Genomic DNA, 19,359 nt, shown 5'->3' on the forward strand with positions numbered 1-19,359 from the left:
GAGGAGTTACATAAAAAAACAGGGATGCTAACAGAAATTTTCTGATATTAATAGAATGGTTTAAATGCAGAAAGATTACTGCCTAATTATCAGATGATGGTGTTAGTCCTCTTGTCGGAGCGGGGCTTTTTCCGACCTCCTCTTTCTCCTGTTTTACTGTTTTAAAAAGGCCACCCTGACTAGCCAAACTTCTGACCTCTGATTGTGCTGCGCTTTGTTCCTCAGGTGTCTCATGAGCTGCTTTGTATGCACGTAACTCTTCAACTTCTTTCTTTAAAAGATAATACCGGTCAGCCATTTGTAACCATGCTTCAATGGATGGGAGATCTTTAATATTTGCGGGGCCTGTTTCACCTAGCAATTCATGCAAAATCATAGCTGCACGGGGGGGGATTGGCTGCCTTTCGCGGTTCATAACCTATCGCTGCTGTAAATTTACTTTTTAAGATAGCACGCTCAGGCTCCTGGGTATCAAGAATTTCCAGTAGACGGTTTTGAGCATCAACATAATAAGGGTTTTCTACGGAAACTTTAGTACAGAGATCATAAGCTTGCTGAAGGGCTGCTGTATTATCCATGTCCTTGGTAAATTCGCCCAACAAATATTCAATCGCTCCCCAGATAGGAAAGTAATCCCCTTTTGCCTGCGCAGCTTTCACATTGTCCAATACAGTATTTAGCTGACCTTGTTCAATTTTCTCCTGATTGGATTTGGAAATTAAATTGATATCCAACAGACCGTAAATCTTATCTTGTATGATGTCGAGATTTTCATCTTTATGTATTAATCTCAAAAAAAGAAGCAGATCCCTGCTATCTAAGGTAGCTACAGAGTGATTACTCAGTGCACCACCCTCATTAAAATAGTCTATGTTTTGAGGCCATTCGTATTTTTTTAATTCAGGATTCTTAAGAAATTGCTCGGAGAAAGCTCTAAATTTTTTTTTATCTGTCTCATATTGAAAAGATATTTTTTTATAGTTTTCTGTTGAAAAAATGATTAATACCTTATTTCCAGAGCGATATCTGGCATATGTGTTTTCTTCTTCTTCCGTTTTCCAGGGCATGAGAGGCTCCGCTATAAAATTATGACTAGTATAGTCAATTATTGTGTAGAGTGCTTAATGGCTAACTCTTAAATGATTGCACTTAATAACCCTCAAACGACAAATCATGCGATTAACATTCGCACGAACAACCCAGACTAGCCTTTTACAGGGAAGATTTTAATCTGAAATTCTTTTCAACTCGTTGATTTTATCCATATAATCTTCTTTTTTCGCTAAAAAATCATATAAATGTTCTTGAATCGGTAGGTGATTCTTTGTTATTCACTCTATATATAAAAAAAATATCCTGTGCGAAGGATTTGTTTTGACATTCTATTTCCTTAAGTTTTGCTTAATATAACAAGCGTATAATTGCTAAATGACTATCATTAAATTTTGAACGACAGAGCCTGTATGCCCTATCCATTAAGTGCAAAGAAACTGCTTAAACGATATAAAGATAAAAGAATTAAAGAGTTTTATTTAGACAGTGAGAGCAGCAGACTCACTCTCCCTCAGGATTCTTCTATACCATCTGTCGCGGCAGCAAAGCGTAAGGACATTTTCCAAAAGCAAATTTTTACTCGACCTGAAAGCAATGGCCAGGTAATTTTTGTAAAACAAAACGGCCATGAGCATTCCGTTTTATGGAAAAGCTCGGCCGAAAAAATTAAACAGGCAACCCGCTGGGGTATTATTAAAACCCATTCCCTGACCAGCAAAATCATTGGTTCCCTGGGGCAGTATCGCATTGTGGCCCATGAGCAGGCTGCTAAGGGTATGGCAAGCAATTCACTGGGTATGAAGCTTGCTTTACTTGATTTATATCAGGATAGATTTGAAGCGATGCAGGATCTTGAGTCGCTGGTTAATCGAGATAATTCCGCTAAAAAAATTAGCAAATATTTCGAGCGATATATTCAAAAACTGCAACAAATCAGCAATGAATTGGGCGCTTATTTTTCCGAGGTGGATTGTCCTGGATTTGATGACGGGACTATGAGGCAGTTGAGGGATGACCTGCAGGAGGATATACAAAGAGCTCAGGACTTTTCTCAAAAAATTCAAAAAAATGCTGATAATCTTCGTCGTTTTAATCGTGGACGAGGTCATGAGTCGATTCTTGAATTTATCAAGCAGCAGATACATCAGAATTTATATGAATTGCAGGGAATCAATCAGGATCTTAGTTTTAGTAATAAACGTTTTTTTGCATTGACCCGCGGTAATTTAAACGATTTTATTGAAGATGCACGAAAAGAACTGGATGATCATTTACCCGATCTGCGTAACCCCGTCAATCCTTCTCATCATGGTGATTTCGCGTTCGATAAAGATCAAGCGGTAACCTATGACTTTAATCTTGAGGAATTAACACCTGCTCGCGAACGACAGGTATTACTCGCAATAAGCTTCATTGAAGGTTGGGATAAATTGGAGCTTAAAAAAGGACAGTCCCCAAAAGTCAGCAATTCAAATGATGTCGAAGAACTTGATACTATTACCGCAACCCGCTGGAAAGCACATCGCGGTATCGTTCCGCAGTTAAAAAGTCTAGGTTATTTTCTTTTAAATTTCATTAAAAGTTTCGTGTTACCCACCAGAAACTGGGAAGAAGAAAGCTGGAAAAATAAAAATTTTCATTTGGTAGCAGCAGAGCTTCGTGCCCAAGCAAAACCCAATCAACCTCTTTGGGTAAATCCCTGGAATTTTATAAAGCAAGTGGGTTATGCGATAGGAGATATTTTTAGCGGAATTAAGGATTTCGGAAGCAGCCTGGTATTTCGTTTACCCGCTGCCATGCTTGAAGATTGGAAAGCCACCTCGGAAATACCTGAATTGAGCGACACCCTGGCCGCTGCTCAGGCAGAATGTGAAACAATTAAAACAATAGAGGAAGAACGATTAAACCAGCTTTTGAAACGTTGCAAAGTAGACACTGAACTTAAGTTTAGCGCAGATAGTTTGTTTGCAGAGGCGGATTATCCGCTAACATCCGGTGAGCAGAATGATATTCTTACAGCGGTTGCCAGAGGACTTAATGGATTCAGCAGCTTTTTCACTCACGGTTTTGCAAAAGATCCAGTTTCCGGTGTAATTTTCACATGCGCCTATGGAGTTGGGGCTGCAGTGATTTATTTGCCAGGTGTAAGTACTGCTATTTTTGGCGCGAATTACGTTAACTGGTTCAGTCATTTTTCCTATTCACTAGGCGCTTCAAAGCTCGCTGCCACAATCGGCGGTGGATGTACTCAGGCTCAGGTCCTCGCGGCAGGCTGGAATGCATTGACGGACGGCTATAATAGTCAGGCGGCAAATGCTGTCTATCAGTTTGGTGAAGATCCATTAACGATTGCAGCGTATTGTGCTGCTGCTTATGGTATTGGCTATGTATTGGCGAATGGTATTGCCGGACACCCCATACCCTGGATTAGTAAAAGGGTGCTGGAAGATCTGGGTAATAATCCGCATGCTGGATATCCCTTTGTCGGCGCCAAAATTGCTGTTTTATTTTATGAAGCATTAATCGCTGAGTATGGAGAACGAGTGAGATCAAAACAACTTGAACTCACTCCCGATGACATCAAAGGTTTTGTTGAACAATATTATGCAACTAACAAACCAACTATTGATCGATTTTTGCTGGCTTACTGGCTATCGTCCAATGCGGATGATATTCCAAAGATGGGTTCAAAACATCTATTTGCCTTATCAAGGCAAATAGACAAACACTTTTCCAGGGAAGATAGCCGTGCTCTGAAGAAAATCTTGTATCCTGAAACAGCCTATCCATCCATTGCTTTTCAATTGTTTTCAATTCCTCTAAGCTATATTCCGGCCGTTAGTCGTTTTGGCTGGTCTATTATTTTAAGCCTGGCGGCCTGGGCTGTAGAAAAACCTCACCCCTGGGAACCTATGAAGAGAGCTGGGGGAGATTTATTCGATAAAACCAAAAAAGATCTCACTCGATTAATCACGTTCTCGAGCTCGATGGTTTTTCTGTTTTATAGCGGCTTTAGTTCTATCATTAAGTCATTTGTATACACAGCTGAGATGGGTATCGCCCGTATTGCCGGACTCTTTGGTGCCAAACCCGGCCATGCCACCCATCGATTTTTTGCTTCAACACATAAGTCGATGCGTCATGTGGGAGAAGCTCTCTATCCAGTAAGAGCGGTTAAGGATGTGAGCACTGCTGATCCGCGGGCTGTTATTGAGAAGACCGAGGCTTCTTACGGCAAACTCCTAAAGCATATCAAAAGGAAGCAGACCAGTTCACTGGAGGAGCAGTCTCCTCGGGAATCGTTTAATCCCAAAGAAGACAAAGGAAGTTATAGCTTTGATCTAAGAAGAAGACACACCTCTGCAGAAGAAGGATCAGCATCTCCAGTTCAAAAAAACGATCTTATGAGTTAAAGTAGCAGGGATAAATAATTTTTAGGGATAATTATGACTACTTTAAAAGCTGCTGTGCTTCTTTCGGCCCTGATTTCTGTTAATGCCTGGGCTGACAACACGCCTGCTGATGTACAATCCTTGAATACGCAAATTCAAGGGCAGTTAAAGCAAATGCAGGATCAAAACAATACGCAGATTACCACTTTAAACAATCAGATGCAGGCACAGCTAAAAGAAATGCAGAATAAACTGGAAGATGAAATTCAAAAAATGAATACCCAATCCCAGGATCAACTGCAGCAAGTGCAAACAGGATTACAGCAGCAAATAGCCCAGTTGCAAAAAGAAGTAGATCAGCTCAAAAAATCATAATTGGCTTCTGTTATTCCCGCCTGGCATCACTGCCAGATTATTGTAAGTTGGGACCTTGGCCATAGCCTGACTGACGGCTATGGCCAAGGGTCCAACCTACATGCAATTGTAGACAGTCTAACCTTGCAGAGCCTCATTCAGGCTTTTCAAACCTGCTTAATATATGCTTACCCATGCCTTTGGCCAGTTCTTCTTCACTCAAATAATATTCAGCGTCAATTTCTTTGGCGAGCATATTTTTGTCGTCTTCATTTTCAACTCGAATAGCAAGCTCGATCTTTGAATTCAATTTCGTGGCGATATCAGCCATTTGCCGAATATTAAAAGGATCAGAAGTGGCAACAACCAGCATGGCAGCCCGTGCTACATGAGCCTGAATTAAAGTGGAGGGATCAGAGGCATTCCCAAATACCGCAGATATATTCTGGCTTCTGATATCTTCGATTAACTCGCGGTTTTGCTCTACAACGACGTAGGGAATATGTCGTGCAGTCAAAATTTCACCAATCCGTTTTCCAACGCGGCCATATCCTATCAATACCAGATGTTCTGAAGGATATTTTTCCTGGGTGCTGAGAGGCAGTTCAATTAAGGGATCTGCTGAACGCTGAAGAAAACGCATTAAAAAGGGTGAAGAATTGAGCCAGAGCTGAAGAGTTTCGACCGATTTGAATAAAAGCGGGTTCAGCGCTATTGAGATTAGAGCGCCTGCGAGTATTAATGCCTGACCTTCAGCCGGGAGCAGCTTTAACTGTACGCCCTGACCCGCCAGGATAAATGAAAACTCTCCAATTTGCGCCAGGCTTACAGATACAGTGAGTGCAGTGTTCAGCGGATAACGAAATGAAAGCACAAGAATAGCAGCAGCTATCGACTTCCCCAGCATAATAATCAATACAACAATAAGTACTCTTAAAGGTTGCTCTATAAAAATTGAGGGATTAAACAACATGCCCACAGAAACAAAAAATAAAACGGCAAAAGCATCTCTGAAGGGTAGGGACTCTTCCGCCGCACGGCGGCTAAACCGTGATTCTCTAAGGATCATTCCTGCAAAAAACGCTCCGAGAGCAAATGAAATGTCAAATAACTTGGCAGCCAAAAATGCAATGCTTACTGCCACAGCAATGATACAGAGGGTAAAGAGTTCACGAGAGCCTGTTTTGGTTATCTGCCACAATAATCTGGGTAATCCCCATCTGCCAATAAGCAGCATGATTGCTACAAAGGATGAAATTTTTAAAATGGTTACTCCGAGAGTAAGCCAAAAATTTTTATCGGATGATCCAGGCTCGGATGTTCCCGTCCAAAGGGCGATGAAGGGCAAAAAAACAAGAGCGAGCACCATTGCGATATCTTCAACTATCAGCCAGCCAACAGCAATCTGACCATTAATTGTTCCAAGTAGCCTTTGAGCTTCCAGGGCTTTGATTAGTACTACGGTGCTTGCAACAGATAAGGCTAAGCCAAATACAATTGAGTGACTAAAGTTCCATCCCCAAAAGTAGGAAACAGTCCCACCAAGACAGCTGGCGACCAGAATTTGCAGCAAAGCGCCAGGCAATGCAATTTTTCGAGTTTCGAGTAATTCATCCACTGAAAAATGAAGTCCAACACCAAACATTAAGAGCATCACCCCAATTTCAGCAAACTCGGCCGCTATATGAGGATTGGCGATAATACCTGGTGTGAAGGGACCAATGATAATTCCTGCAAACAAATAGCCCACCAGAGTAGGGAGGCGAAGCTTGATTGCAATAAAGCCCATAATCAGTGCTAATCCTAGGGCGGTTGCCAATGTTGTGATTAAAGGCAAATTATGAGCCATATTTTTTATTCACTTTTATAATGGCTATCATCTCCAATGCCAGAATCATTCTTTTTTCTGCTTGCCTTTGCGGCTAATGTAGTTGGCTGAAGCCTGCACACTAGGCAAGATAGTAATTTCTGCGATATCAACATGGGGCGGCCTGGTCAGGCAAAACAACACGGCTTCAGCCACATCCTCAGCAAGAAGGGGGTCGAAATCGCGATAAAACTCCCTGGCTTTTTGCTCATCATTCCAGCGAACAATACTAAACTCGGTTTCTACCGCGCCAGGGGCAATTTCTGAAACTCGAACTGATGTACCCAGTAAATCCAGACGCATTGATTTAGTAATAGCACGAACTGCATGCTTGCTGGCACAATAGACATTGCCATTAGGATAACATTCCTGTCCCGCTATTGAACCAATATTCACAATATGCCCCGATTTTCTTTCAATCATGTCAGGAATCAGAAGACGGCTGACATAGAGAAGGCCTTTTACATTGGTATCAATCATACGTTCCCAGTTCTCAATCTCACCCGTCTGGATAGAGTCGCTGCCCAGAGCCAGCCCGGCATTATTAATTAGAATGTCAATATCTTTCCATTCAACTGGCAGCTTTGACAATTGAGATTCTACGTCCAGTTTGCGGGTTATATCCAGAGTGATAATCAGTGACTCTGTACTAAACTCATTGTTCAAAGACTCAGCCAGTTCAGCCAGACGCTCTTTTCTGCGAGAAACAAGGATCAATCTTGAACCTTGTTTGGCTAGAGCACGCGCACAGGCTTTACCAATGCCACTTGAAGCGCCGGTGATTAGAGCAGTTTTATTTTTCATCGTACCTCTTGCCTTTGTTATTGTTATTTGGAAACGGCTATGCAATTTCTTCCATTTAATTTGGCTTCATAAAGCGCTTTGTCAGCCCTCGTGAATAAAGATTCATAATCATCATCAATCGCCGGGATTGTATTGGCCACGCCAATCGAAACAGTTAAACGATTTGAAATCGGTGAGTACTCATTTTTTATATTCAGACTATCAATTGCCTCTTTAAGACGCATGGCGAATTGCTCACTATCATTAAGCGAGGTATTGTATAAAATTACAACCATCTCATCCCCGCCATAGCGAGCGGCCAGATCCGTTTGACGTTTTACCACTTCAGTCAGGGCTTTCGCAATTTCTTTCAGGCATTCATCACCATAAAGATGGCCATAGTTATCATTACACTCTTTAAAATAGTCAATATCAATAATCATCAGAGTCAGGGGAAGCGAAGCGCGCTTTGCCCGAATCCAGTCCGCTATTAAACGCTCCTGAAAATACCGTCGATTGGCCAGTTGAGTCAGCTCATCAGTAATCGAAACGATACTAAGTTTCTGATTAAATTGTTCCAGCTGACTATTGAGTTCGCTCTCATGCGCTAAAAGAATAATGTTTTTGCGAAGCATTTTCTTATTTGCATTGAAAATAACACCCAGATAACTTAGAAAAATGATCAGAACGATGGCAACCAGACGAGAATCATCATGGGAATCCATTAAAAATCGCAAAATTATTGGCAGGAAGTTTGGTAATACAAAGGCGGCATAGGATAGCGGGGAGGCGGCCATCGAAATAGTGCTTCCTGTTGCGAGTCCCGCAAAAAAAAGTAATAGAATCATACGCTGTGAAATAGACATCTCCCAGTAAAATGACCAGAAAAAAAGCCCCAGCATGGCTCCTAAAAGAAAACCGGTAATGATTAAAGTCCAGTAGAAGAACTCACTGCGCTGCGGGCTTTTAATGGCGAGGATAGCGATTACAAGGCGAAGGATTAATATGGCGCAGAGAATTCCAAGCCATAAACCGGTCTGGGTTAGTGGAATGTCTTGGTAGCTTAAATAGAAAATGATTAGTAGTGCCAGAATCAATGTAAATGTAATGGCTTTGGCGGTGTTATCAAACAGATGCTCCAATAATTTTTCTTTTACTTTTTTGGCCATCAAGTCCATGAAAAATGTAACTCCGTTTTAACATAGCATGAGAAGTATTAATTAAGTATAATCCAAAAAATTGTTAAAAAATAATTAAAAATGTCCGAAGACATTGGAACTGGTGAACAGAGTAAAGGATTTACAGCAGGTGTTGCCACCGTAATAACGGCAACTGTAGCCAGTTATGCTGCCTTGAAAAAAGGTAACATAAGTGTTGCTTTTCTTTGTTACAAAAGCGTTGGCGGATTTGGCCTGAATTTTTATCGCCTACAAGCGAATGGGAATCGACATCGTTTTTTTGCTATCGACTACCACCGCTTTAAAGATCCGAAAACTAACCAGGAGATCATGGCCTTGCATTATCATCGTGGTTCTTCCTTAAAAGAATTAAAACTGCACCGTCCTTATGAAGGAGGATGGTAGCTCCTTCAAGGAGCACGCGGTCCCTCAGCAGATTTGTTTCCTTCAAGTCGCTCAAGCTTCCTCGAGGCCCAATCAGGAAAGACGAGAGGGGTGGGTTGTTGTGATTTGAACATGCCGCAGGCGCTCATCAATGAACCGACCATACGCAAAGGCAGGGAGAGAAGATACAGACAATACAAACCTGCAATAAAGTATTGCTTGATATCTTTTTCTGAAGAAGCGGGTAAAGCGGTTGCTTCCTTATTCGCTTGTTTATCAAAGTCTGTTGAAAAAAGGGCTATACCGCTGATGAGAGTAAAATAAAACATGTCCTTATATAATTGATTGGGTGAATTGTTCAGTTGTCGTTCAGCTATAATCAAGCCTCCTTTCAGATGGTAAACAGGGGATTGGGGATATTCATAGCAGGTTTTTAGCCAGCGCAGATCATCACGGGACAAAAAGTATTGTACATTTTTCTCCCAGGCGCGGCTTAGTGAATCAAGGTCGTATCTTGACAAATTTTTCTTATTATACTCTCGTTTGGCGTGATCTATATAGATTCGCATCAACTTGTCTTTATTGGGCAGTGTACTTTTTTTAATACTGCTCAGCACACCCTCCAATTCCAAGCTGCAATAGCTTTGAGGCAGAGAATGTTCAAAGAGTTTTTCGATAAGTTCATTGGTGGTTTTGCTGTTTGGAAGCGATTTATGATGTTCCATGAGGAGTTTCATAGTAAGAGTGCCGGCGGGGTCATCCAGTTGCAAAACCCGCTTGAGATGCTTATTCAGCTTATCGGATAAAGTGGTTCTGTGCACACGGTCATTCCTATGTATCTCGAGTGACGATAAAATAAGACTAAGATTATACATGGCAATGACAATGCTATCTTCTTCGTCGAATCGAATCGCCTTCAGGCTGTCGGGGAGTTGGTAGAATGTTTTAACTGGTAATTTCTTATTTTGGGCCTGGCCCTGAGCAATATTCATTATTTGATTTAGCTGGCTACCATTCATTTGAATTCTCCACGAGTAAAGCATTATGACTGAATGAGTGTGTATTCTATGAAAAGACCGTCAGGTTTTCTATCATTCTTTTTCTTAAGGATCTTCTCTGATGTTCTCTCGCCCCTCAGGGGAGAGAGTTAGAGATACTGGCATTAAGTTAAGCTCAGTTGTATATAAACTGTCCTCCCCGCGAAGGCGGGGATCCATCTCTAAGCTCGCTATAATGCCAATTGAGGAATGGATTCCCGCCTTCGCGGGAAAGACAAAACTTCCTTAACTAAATGGCAGTGAGAGTTAGAGAGAGGGGATATCAACAGCAACTAAAATCTCGGTGCGATGTAACTATCCTGTTGAGCCGCGGTTGTTTTGTTTTCAATAAACCACTCCCTTGACCCTGTTGTCTGCTCGAGATTTTGCACCACTTCTTCCTCTGCCTCTTCCTTTAATGCATACTCGATAAAATTCTGTACGCTTTCGCTGACTAAAGCTGTTTTCAATAAACTATGGTAGTAAGGCTCATCTTTTGGGATATCCTGAGGAGGATAGTAATTAACCTGAAATTCGGTATCAGGCAATTTTTCTTTATTTTTCTTACCCAGATTCGTTCTACTCATTTTTGTTGTTTATGGGTTATCAAAAAACCAGGCAGCATAGGGAGCCAATAAGTAAAACCGCGAAATAGCAGGGTGGCCGCAAAGGAAACATCAAAGGGTAATCCTATTAAATGCAGCATACCCACGAGTCCGCCCTCGAAGACAACCAGACCACCGGGAATTAATGATACACCGGCAAGTACGGTAGTAAGAACCTGCGCTGCAAAGACTGGAAGAAAATGGGTTTCGACATTGAAGCCATAAAGAATGACCCATAGGGTTAGAGAGTCGAATATTACGATACCAGTAAATAGCAACACTGCCGGGCTTACAATTTGTAATTCTAATAAAACACTCGGTTTAATTGTCCTGATTGAGGAAAATAAGGTTTCAATCGCGGAAAATCGTTTCAGCAGACCCGGCAATTTCGCATCCGCAGCGAGTTTCCATAGGTACACAAACAACCCGGTAACTACAAACATCAGTAAAGCGAAGAGAATTCCCAGAATCTGGTATGTCAGGCCAGGTGAACGATATATCCATAAAATAATAACAGCGGCCATAAACGTTAGGGTAAAAGCAATCTGGCGGCCAAACACATTGAGCGCAATAGCGAGGCCTATGGCTTTTTTAGAGACTTTTTGAGCCTTTAAAAAATTGGTTACTACAACTGCGCCGCTCAAACCACTTGATGGAACTGTCTGATTCACGAATAGCTGGGAAATACTCAGTAATACCAGCGACAAATAGCTGACACGTTCATTGACCCACCAAAGAGCCCACCACCATACCAGAGCCAGAAGCAAATAAGTCCCAAATTGCAGCGCTAATGCCGCTAATAACCAGCCCGGGTGCATCTCCTGCACCAGTTTAATCAGGTGTTTAATTTCGGTGAAGTAAAATAGTACGAGAGCCAGGAGCATGAAGAATAATATGAAAAAGATCCATCTACGCATAGTCATCCTGTTTTTAGATTGCTCTTTTAATTATAGGAACATTTATCAGGATATTGATCTTACTTGAAAATCCTTCAGGCTTTAACCTTTACTCCTACGTCCCTCGAAGAAGCCGAGGACGTAGGCAAGAAATAGATTATTTTACTTTATCTAAAGTGCACTCACTGGTGAACATGGGATCGCTTGGTGTAGTACCATCAAAAATGGTTCCCTCAACTTTAATAATCAACTGTTTGTTATTAAGTGCAATGCTTCCCTTGGATAGCATAGTAACGAGCGATCGAGAACTATTGTAAGGGTAATCAGGATACTCATATACCGTCATAGTCCCTGATAAGTTCAATTGAGTTCTTTCCTGATTCCAATTAATAACAGCTTGTGAAGTAAAGCTTTGCATTTTATCAGATGTAGATTCGGTTTTTATGGCTCCCATGCTATATTGTTCACCATCTAATTCAATGGAAACCTCATCATTGCGGATGATAATCGTTGTCTCATCGGATTCTCCATTATAAGAGCAACTCCCTGACCAGGTACCAGAAAAATCAGTATAATCAGTATCTTGATTCTTTACGACTTTAGTATGAAGGCTATGAGTTCTATGGGTTGATTTCAAATCAGGGAAAATATTAAAAGCGAAAGAACTGCTAGTTACACAAGTTCCTAATAATGCAATAACTAAAGCATTTTTGATCATTTTTAATCCTATAATTGCTAAAGGCCCGAAGTATACAATAAATCATCGGTAATTCAAGAAGGCTAGTAGAAGCCAGCTCCATTAGTTATGGGTACCAATCTACATGCAATTGCAGAATTCTTAACTTAATGACATTGAACTTGCCCTCTCTCAACTTGGGTGAGAGGATTTCTTTTAAGTTATGCCAGAACATTGCACGAGAACGACAGGGTATTTAATACAAACTGGATAAATTTCAGAGCTATTCTATTATATATATAGCTACTTAAAGGGAGTTAGCAATGAACAAAAGATACAGAGATGCACAAACGGGTCAATACGTTTCTGAGGCTTTTGCCAAAAAACATCCCAAGACCACGGTTAGTGAAAGTACAAGAAGTAATAAATCGGGTAAATCATCAAAAAGAAAGTAAAATTGATAGTATGCCTGACTCAAGGCCAGGCATACTAATCGCTATAAATTATCGGAATAATCTTTTCTGAATCGTTTGACTGCATCTTCGGCCTGTTCTTTAGTGTAGCCGTAATGTTTTTGCAGTTTTCCATAAATTTCTTGCTGATTACCTTCGATGACATCAAAGTCATCATCAGTCAATTTACCCCAGGCTTGTTTCATTTTACCTTTGATTTCTTCCCATTTTCCTTCAAAAATATCGCTATTCATTTGAACCTCCCTGGTATGAATAAAGAATAAGCAGATGTAACAAATTAAGACTAGACGGAAAATGAGTTAATTGCAAATCGGCTGGCGCTGAAAACGCAGTTATGAAGATAGTTCGTTAAGTACCAGCTCATCGATAGATTCATCTGCAGCCTCGGTAGAGAGAGAGACTTTCATTTCATGCAATTGTCTGAGCATGCGTTGAGTAAAGGTCTGATCATCAAGCAAGTTCTCAATCATTTTGGCAAGCTCATGCACATTGAAATCATATTGTAATAATTCGGGAGCAACCATCTTGTTTGTGAGCAAATTACATAAACCAAAATACTTCACTCTGATTACCTTCATGGCAACAAGATACGATAAGAGATTTCCCTTATAAACAATGCACATTGGCTTTTTTAATAGTGCGGTTTCTAATGAAGCGGTTCCGGAGGCCACGACTACACAATCGCTGCAGGCTGCAGCCTCGAGGGATTGGCCATTTAAAAAGCTGATATTCCTGATTCCAGCCTGAACAAACTGTTTGACTCGCTCTGAATTTAAGGTTTTTGCAATGGGGATGACAAAATGTAAATCGCTTCTTATCGTATTAAGCTGTTGAATGGTTTGCACAAAAACAGGCATGTGGTGATTAATTTCATTAAGGCGGCTTCCCGGCAGCAAGGCTACCAGCTTGCGATTGGCTGGTAAATTCAAGGTTTGGCGCAAGGATTCGGAATTCTCGAAATGGGGGATTTTCTTTACCAGCGGATGACCTACAAAAGAAACCGGCACACCGGCTTGCTGATAAAGTGTTTTCTCAAAAGGTAAAATAACTGCCATCTTATCAACGCAAGCTTTAATCGTATGAATGCGCTTGGGTTTCCATGCCCAAATCTGGGGGCTGATATAGTAAATGATTTTAAGGTTCAGTTGCTGTTTCGCAAAGCGGGCAAGGCGCAGATTAAAACCAGGATAGTCAACCAGAATTAACAAGTCAGGCGGATTTTTTTCCAGATGTGTTTTGATCTCTTTAAATGCCTTTTTGATTACACGGATGTGTTTTAATACTTCAGTGAGGCCAGTCACGGCATAACGGGCCAGATCATTTACCAGAAAAACACCAGCTTCCTGCATATGCCGTCCGCCAATACCACTGAACTGCAGGTCAGGATCCTTATTTAGCAAACGGCGAACTAATTCCGCTGCATGCACATCGCCTGATTCTTCGCCAGCAATGATCACCAGTTTTTTAGATGTGAGCATGACGGCTGGCGAGATTGTTCTGTATCAGGCTCGTAATAGTTGCCGCTGTTGATAGGACATCGCGCCCTTGCTGACCACATACCAGTGGTTTAGTGTCATTGAGGACACAGTAGACGAACGCCTTGATTTCTTCAAGTAAAGCATCGCTTTTTTCAAAAACAGATTCATGTCGGACAATATTCGGAATACCAGGAAACATCTCCCCATCCCCTTTTTTGAAAACAGCAAATTGCTTGTTGTGGTAATCGATGGATAAATAGGAATCCTGCTGGAATATGCGGGTTTTGCGCTCAGTTTTAAAGCTGATTCGGCTTGCTGTTACATTTGCCACACATTGATTGGCAAAGGTAATACGCGCATTGGCAATATCAATAGAATTGGCTATATCCGCGGAGCGGGAAAGCACGGGAGCGCCCTGAGCATCAATATGAATAATAGGGCTGCTGACTATTGACTGAATAATATCAATATCATGGATCATTACATCAAGAATCACATTCACATCCGTGCCGCGCAGGTTAAATGGGGCCAGACGCTGTGATTCAATGAACAGTGGATTGTCAAGATACTCATCAAGAGCCATACGGGCAGAATTAAAGCGCTCCAGATGGCCTACCTGTATCTTGGCCCGGTGATAAGCGGCAAGCTGAATTAACTCATCGGCTTGCTCAACAGTTTCAGTAATAGGTTTTTCGATTAAAACATGAATGCCTTGTTTTAGAAATTCTTTAGCAATTTCATAATGCTGATTGGTTGTCGCAGCAATACTGACAGCTTCAACTTTGCCAAATAACTCACGATAATTATGGCAGGCGCTCACTTCGAGCTCGCTGGCTACCGCTTCGCAGGTTGCTGGATTGGCATCGCAGACAGCGACTAATTCAGCATCCGGTAACAGTTTATATTTCTGAGCATGAAAGCGACCCAGATACCCAACTCCGATAACAGCACATTTTAAGACTCGCATACAACATATAAAACCTGAAAAATTTGCACCTATGATCGCATTTCCTGGATGATAAATCAATTTTAAAAGGGTATTATCTGCCTCCTGGTCAATAATAAGAATATGATGATTATGAATATCGCCGGTGTAGACGAGGTTGGGCGCGGGCCTCTGGCGGGGCCCGTGGTGACGGCGGCTGTCATCCTCAGGCATCCTATTGATGGGATCACTGACTCAAAAAAGCTGACTCCCGCTAAACGAGAGGATTTGGCAAAAAAAATTCAGGATCATGCTATTTGCTTTGCCTACGGGCGCGCGGAGGTTGGTGAAATTGATCGATTTAATATTCATCGGGCAACGCTGTTAGCAATGACGCGCGCGATTGAAGCATTAAATGTCATCCCTGATAAGGTTTTGATTGATGGTAAACATCGGCCCTTGATTTCCATGCCCTGTGAAACAGTGGTAAAAGGGGATTTACTCATTTACGAAATTGGTGCCGCTTCAATATTGGCGAAAGTTGCGCGCGATAAGGAAATGATTGAACTGGACAGCCTTTATCCTGGCTATGGATTTGCCATCCATAAAGGTTATGCAACAGAAATGCATCGAAACGCCTTGGAAAAATTGGGCCCATGCCCCATTCATCGACGCTCCTATTCACCGGTAGCCGCGGCCGAGGCCTGATAATTGAGCGAGTAACCCTGGCAGCAGAGCCTGCAGGGTTACTGAGTTGAAAACCTATCGCAAGTTATTAAATAAAATTCGATGGGTGCTAATCGACATTAAAATGCCAAAGCTTGCAAGAAAAGTGACCATCGCAGTACCGCCATAACTAACCAGAGGAAGCGGGATGCCAACAACAGGTAATATCCCCATCACCATACCAATATTCACAAAGGCTGATAAAAAGAAAGTCATCGCAAGACTTGCTGCCAGTAACCGTGTGTAACTTGTTTGAGCCTGTATGGCGATTTGCAAACCGCGAAATGACACCAGTATGAATAAAATGATTAGCGCAAGGCTGCCAAGAAATCCGAATTCTTCACCGCAAACGGCAAAAATAAAATCAGTGGCATGTTCGGGAAGGAAGTTCAGATGTGACTGACTGCCTTCAAGCCAGCCTTTTCCGAATAATCCTCCTGAACCTATAGCAATTTTTGACTGGATAATGTGATAACCCGAACCTAATGGATCATGCTCCGGGTTTAATAAGGTCAGGATCCGCTGTTTCTGATAGTCATGCATAACATGCCAGAGCAGCGGGGCTGCTGAACCAATAAGAATGACAGCAATCATAATAATACGAAGCCGAATTCCTGCGAGAAAAATTGCGCTTAGTCCAGCAGAAACTACCATGATTGCTGTACCTAAGTCGGGCTGCTTGGCAATTAGCAACGCTGGAAAGAAAATCATGATGGAGGCAATAATAAGGGTTTTCATATTAATGGGAACTGGCTTTCTATCCAGATACCAGGCGGTCATCATGGGGATGGCTAATTTCATAATTTCTGAAGGTTGAAAGCGAAATACACCCAAGTCAAGCCAGCGCTGAGCTCCTTTACCAATTTTCCCCATCACCATTACGGCCAGAAGTAATCCAAGGCCGACGCAATAGATCCAGGGTGTCCAGATTTTGTATTTATGTGGAGGGATCGCTGCAAAAATCAGCATAATTCCAAAAGCAAAGAAAAGACGCATTCCCTGGCGCATGATCATACTCATATCCTGATTGGATGCGCTGTACAGAATCAGCATTCCAAACATGACAATGGATAAAATGAGGACTAGCAAGGGCCAGTCAACATGCAATGATTTCGAGGTAAAACGGTAAACCGGGCGCATTGGCTGTGTATTCATGAGGGATCTTTTCCGTTTTGAAGTTCAAAATAGGCATCAAGCACCTTTCTGGCCACTCCAGATGCGGCTGTATCATTCTCAACAATCACTGCGATGGCAATCTCCGGGTTCTCTACCGGGGCAAAGGCAATAAATAGTGAATGATCGCGTAAATACTCTGGGATTTCTCCAAGCCTTTTTTTCTCATTCTGAGGGAGACTGAATACTTGAGCAGTGCCTGTTTTAGCAGCTACAGAATAGGGGGCATTGCGTCCGAATCGATAGCCGGTCCCCTCATTGTTTGTAATAACGGAATGCATGGCATCTGAAATGATGTTCCAGTAATTATCATCTTTTAACTTGATAGGGTATTCTTCCAGCGGTTTATAAGGATGGGTTTCTTCGCGATCACTCTGGATTGACTTGGCCATTAAATGGGGGCGATAGCGAACACCTTTCTGGCTCATCGCCGCTGTCGCATTGGCTATCTGCAAAGGAGAGGCTAGCATAAAGCCCTGACCTATTGCTGTGATTAATGTGTCCCCAGGGTACCAGGGCAATCCCTTGCTTCGTCTTTTCCAGCGGTTATTAGGAACAAGACCTGGCGCTTCTTCATGCAAGTCGACATGAGTTAGTTGCCCATAACCAAACTGAGTAAGCATATCTTCAATGGAGGCGATACCCATTCGATGCCCGAGCTGATAAAAGTAGGTATCGCAGGAAACGGTAATAGCGCGCTTGATATTAATGATACCATGTCCTGTTTTTTTCCAGTCGCGATAGGAATGGCTGACCCCGGGTAACTTAAACCAGCCTGGATCATAAACGCTGTAATTTGTGTCCACGACCCCTTTTTCCAAACCCGCCAGCGCGATAAAAGGTTTAATTGTGGAGGCTGGTGGATAGAGGCCTCTGACTGCGCGATTATATAAAGGTCTATCCTTGGCAGTTGAAAGCCTTTGGTAGTCTTCAGAACGAATCCCGTTTACAAATAGATTGGGATCATAGCTTGGGGAGCTTACCATAGCCAGAATATCCCCATTATGAGGATTGATAGCTACGACTGCGCCACGCTTATCCTGCAATGCTTCATAAGCCACTCGCTGAAGCCTTGTATCAATAGTAAGGTATAGCTTTTCCCCCGAAATGGGATTTTGTTTACTGACCACTCGAAGTGTTCGTCCGCTCACATCCGTTTCAACCTGCTGATAGCCCACCTGACCATGCAAAAGCGTTTCGTAGTACTTTTCAATACCGGACTTACCGATAAAATTGGTTGCGCGATAATTGGTTGGATCAACACGCTGCAATTCCTGCACATTGATTCGTCCAACATAACCTAACAGATGAGCGGTCATTTCTCCCAAGGGGTAATAACGCATAAGTCTTGCTTTAATGCTAACACCGTCAAATTGATGCTGATGCGTTGCAAACAGGGCAACTTCTTCCTGAGACAGTTTTAATTTAATTGGGACAGGTACAAACGAGCGATTCTGGGATCGCGCTTTTTTGAAGCTTTCAATATCATCATCTGAAATTGAAGGAAGCAGGGCCTGCAATTGCCTTAGCGTCACCTGCATGTTTTTCACCCGCTCGGGAATAATTTCCAGTACATAAACAGGAACATTTTCGGCGAGAACCACGCCGTTTCTATCGAGTATGATGCCACGCGGAGGGGCGATTGGTATGATACTCATCTGGTTTTTCAGCGAGAGAGTTTCATAGCGTTTAAATTGGGATAGCTGCAGATAAGCCAGGCGCGAAATCAGAATAATGGTGAAGCAAATAACCAGAGCGATCAAAAGGTTAAGACGAAAAAGATGCATTCGCGATTCGATACGGTCATTTTTTACAGAGTGATTAAATCGCATCTTTGAACATGTCTGGGCCATTAAGAGCGGCTATATTACATCAATTACTCATTTGTGATAAGGGTGATTCTGAATTATCGACCATGCACGATAGAGACTTTCGAGTAACATAATTCTTACAAGAGGATGCGGCAGCGTTAAATGTGACAGTGACCACTGCTCATTAGCACGTTCGAGAACCTCGGTGCTCAATCCCTCTGGCCCGCCAATAATAAAACAGACATGACTGTTTCCAAGCTGTAACTTTTCAACTTTGGCAGCCAGCGCTTCGCTGCTAAATTGTTTACCATTAATCGCCAGTGCAATAACATACGAAGAGGAGGGAATAGCTGACAGGATTAGCTCAGCTTCTTTTTCCATCAGTCTTGACAGGTCACTGGAGCTGCTTCGTTTTCCCAAAGGAATTTCTACAAGATTCAGGCTCGTGGCTTCTTTCAGGCGCTTGGCGTACTCCTTTACACCTTCATTGACCCATGAGGGCATTTTATTACCGCAGGCAATAATTGTTATTTTAAACATACAGTTAA

General features: G+C 42.2%; 20 protein-coding genes. 5 read left to right on the plus strand and 15 right to left on the minus strand.

The window, feature by feature from the left end; translation table 11 throughout:
* Positions 1 to 82 precede the first annotated feature (82 nt).
* Together LXA66_RS01755 and LXA66_RS01760 are read right to left on the minus strand one after the other, a co-directional pair.
* The gene (locus LXA66_RS01755) at positions 83 to 376 is read right to left on the minus strand and encodes a hypothetical protein (RefSeq protein WP_233011651.1); all 294 of its coding nucleotides are present in this window, start codon (positions 374 to 376) and stop codon (positions 83 to 85) included.
* Positions 363 to 1,067 (minus strand): hypothetical protein, encoded by a 705-nt coding sequence (locus LXA66_RS01760; RefSeq protein ID WP_233011652.1) that lies wholly within the window; start codon positions 1,065 to 1,067, stop codon positions 363 to 365. Before LXA66_RS01760 ends, LXA66_RS01755 begins: the two co-directional genes overlap by 14 nt.
* Before the next feature lie 396 nt (positions 1,068 to 1,463).
* Between LXA66_RS01760 and LXA66_RS01765 the strand changes: the two genes are divergently transcribed.
* Both LXA66_RS01765 and LXA66_RS01770 read left to right on the plus strand, forming a co-directional pair.
* The gene (locus LXA66_RS01765; protein ID WP_233011653.1) at positions 1,464 to 4,466 is read left to right on the plus strand and encodes a hypothetical protein; all 3,003 of its coding nucleotides are present in this window, start codon (positions 1,464 to 1,466) and stop codon (positions 4,464 to 4,466) included.
* A 33-nt stretch (positions 4,467 to 4,499) separates the two neighbouring features.
* Positions 4,500 to 4,820, plus strand: a complete 321-nt coding sequence (locus LXA66_RS01770; protein WP_233011654.1) for a hypothetical protein — start codon at positions 4,500 to 4,502, stop codon at positions 4,818 to 4,820.
* A 133-nt stretch (positions 4,821 to 4,953) separates the two neighbouring features.
* Here the strand turns inward: LXA66_RS01770 and LXA66_RS01775 are convergent, their stop codons facing one another.
* Genes LXA66_RS01775 through LXA66_RS01785 form a run of 3 tightly spaced genes read right to left on the minus strand, consistent with a single transcriptional unit; the run spans position 4,954 to position 8,618 of the window.
* A complete protein-coding gene (locus tag LXA66_RS01775) occupies positions 4,954 to 6,648 on the minus strand; it encodes a cation:proton antiporter (RefSeq protein ID WP_233011655.1) in 1,695 nt (564 codons plus the stop codon).
* Between the two features lie 45 nt (positions 6,649 to 6,693).
* Positions 6,694 to 7,470 (minus strand): SDR family NAD(P)-dependent oxidoreductase, encoded by a 777-nt coding sequence (locus tag LXA66_RS01780; protein WP_233011656.1) that lies wholly within the window; start codon positions 7,468 to 7,470, stop codon positions 6,694 to 6,696.
* Positions 7,471 to 7,493: 23 nt separating this feature from the next.
* A complete protein-coding gene (locus LXA66_RS01785; RefSeq protein WP_233011657.1) occupies positions 7,494 to 8,618 on the minus strand; it encodes a GGDEF domain-containing protein in 1,125 nt (374 codons plus the stop codon).
* A gap of 90 nt (positions 8,619 to 8,708) precedes the next feature.
* On the opposite strand from LXA66_RS01785, the gene LXA66_RS01790 reads away from it, so the two are divergent.
* Entirely contained in the window at positions 8,709 to 9,032 is a 324-nt protein-coding gene (locus LXA66_RS01790) for a hypothetical protein (protein WP_233011658.1), read from the plus strand.
* Positions 9,033 to 9,037: 5 nt separating this feature from the next.
* Here LXA66_RS01790 and LXA66_RS01795 read toward each other — a convergent pair whose 3' ends face one another.
* The 4 genes from LXA66_RS01795 to LXA66_RS01810 all read right to left on the minus strand — a co-directional run bounded on the left by LXA66_RS01795 (position 9,038) and on the right by LXA66_RS01810 (position 12,267).
* The gene (locus LXA66_RS01795) at positions 9,038 to 10,030 is read right to left on the minus strand and encodes a hypothetical protein (RefSeq protein WP_233011659.1); all 993 of its coding nucleotides are present in this window, start codon (positions 10,028 to 10,030) and stop codon (positions 9,038 to 9,040) included.
* A 311-nt stretch (positions 10,031 to 10,341) separates the two neighbouring features.
* Positions 10,342 to 10,635, minus strand: coding sequence for a hypothetical protein (locus tag LXA66_RS01800; protein WP_233011660.1), 294 nt, complete (start codon positions 10,633 to 10,635; stop codon positions 10,342 to 10,344).
* Entirely contained in the window at positions 10,632 to 11,570 is a 939-nt protein-coding gene (locus LXA66_RS01805) for a lysylphosphatidylglycerol synthase transmembrane domain-containing protein (protein ID WP_233011661.1), read from the minus strand. The genes LXA66_RS01800 and LXA66_RS01805 overlap by 4 nt, the downstream gene beginning before the upstream one ends.
* A gap of 136 nt (positions 11,571 to 11,706) precedes the next feature.
* Positions 11,707 to 12,267 carry a hypothetical protein gene (locus LXA66_RS01810; protein WP_233011662.1) on the minus strand — a complete coding sequence of 187 codons (561 nt, stop codon included), beginning with the start codon at positions 12,265 to 12,267 and terminating at the stop codon, positions 11,707 to 11,709.
* 281 nt (positions 12,268 to 12,548) lie between these two features.
* On the opposite strand from LXA66_RS01810, the gene LXA66_RS01815 reads away from it, so the two are divergent.
* On the plus strand, positions 12,549 to 12,680 hold the full coding sequence (locus LXA66_RS01815; RefSeq protein ID WP_112219599.1) for a multidrug transporter: 132 nt from the start codon (positions 12,549 to 12,551) through the stop codon (positions 12,678 to 12,680).
* 41 nt (positions 12,681 to 12,721) lie between these two features.
* On the opposite strand, the gene LXA66_RS01820 is transcribed toward LXA66_RS01815, so the two are convergent.
* The 3 genes from LXA66_RS01820 to LXA66_RS01830 all read right to left on the minus strand — a co-directional run bounded on the left by LXA66_RS01820 (position 12,722) and on the right by LXA66_RS01830 (position 15,143).
* Positions 12,722 to 12,931: a CsbD family protein gene (locus tag LXA66_RS01820; RefSeq protein ID WP_133140199.1), complete on the minus strand. Its 210-nt coding sequence runs from the start codon at positions 12,929 to 12,931 to the stop codon at positions 12,722 to 12,724.
* Positions 12,932 to 13,030: 99 nt separating this feature from the next.
* Complete coding sequence (gene lpxB, locus LXA66_RS01825) at positions 13,031 to 14,176, minus strand: lipid-A-disaccharide synthase (protein ID WP_233011663.1); 1,146 nt, start codon at positions 14,174 to 14,176, stop codon at positions 13,031 to 13,033.
* On the minus strand, positions 14,163 to 15,143 hold the full coding sequence (locus LXA66_RS01830) for a Gfo/Idh/MocA family protein (protein WP_233011664.1): 981 nt from the start codon (positions 15,141 to 15,143) through the stop codon (positions 14,163 to 14,165). Before LXA66_RS01830 ends, lpxB begins: the two co-directional genes overlap by 14 nt.
* 111 nt (positions 15,144 to 15,254) lie before the next feature.
* Between LXA66_RS01830 and rnhB the strand changes: the two genes are divergently transcribed.
* Entirely contained in the window at positions 15,255 to 15,809 is a 555-nt protein-coding gene (gene rnhB, locus LXA66_RS01835) for a ribonuclease HII (RefSeq protein ID WP_370637155.1), read from the plus strand.
* Between the two features lie 54 nt (positions 15,810 to 15,863).
* Here the strand turns inward: rnhB and rodA are convergent, their stop codons facing one another.
* Genes rodA through rlmH form a run of 3 tightly spaced genes read right to left on the minus strand, consistent with a single transcriptional unit; the run spans position 15,864 to position 19,351 of the window.
* On the minus strand, positions 15,864 to 16,982 hold the full coding sequence (rodA, locus tag LXA66_RS01840) for a rod shape-determining protein RodA (RefSeq protein WP_233011666.1): 1,119 nt from the start codon (positions 16,980 to 16,982) through the stop codon (positions 15,864 to 15,866).
* Positions 16,979 to 18,832: a penicillin-binding protein 2 gene (mrdA, locus tag LXA66_RS01845; RefSeq protein ID WP_233011667.1), complete on the minus strand. Its 1,854-nt coding sequence runs from the start codon at positions 18,830 to 18,832 to the stop codon at positions 16,979 to 16,981. Before mrdA ends, rodA begins: the two co-directional genes overlap by 4 nt.
* Positions 18,833 to 18,880: 48 nt before the next feature.
* Positions 18,881 to 19,351, minus strand: coding sequence for a 23S rRNA (pseudouridine(1915)-N(3))-methyltransferase RlmH (gene rlmH, locus LXA66_RS01850; protein ID WP_233011668.1), 471 nt, complete (start codon positions 19,349 to 19,351; stop codon positions 18,881 to 18,883).
* Between the last annotated feature and the right edge of the window lie 8 nt (positions 19,352 to 19,359).

The sequence above is a fragment of the Legionella sp. 16cNR16C genome (assembly GCF_021297775.1).
Taxonomy (GTDB): domain Bacteria; phylum Pseudomonadota; class Gammaproteobacteria; order Legionellales; family Legionellaceae; genus Legionella_C; species Legionella_C quinlivanii_A.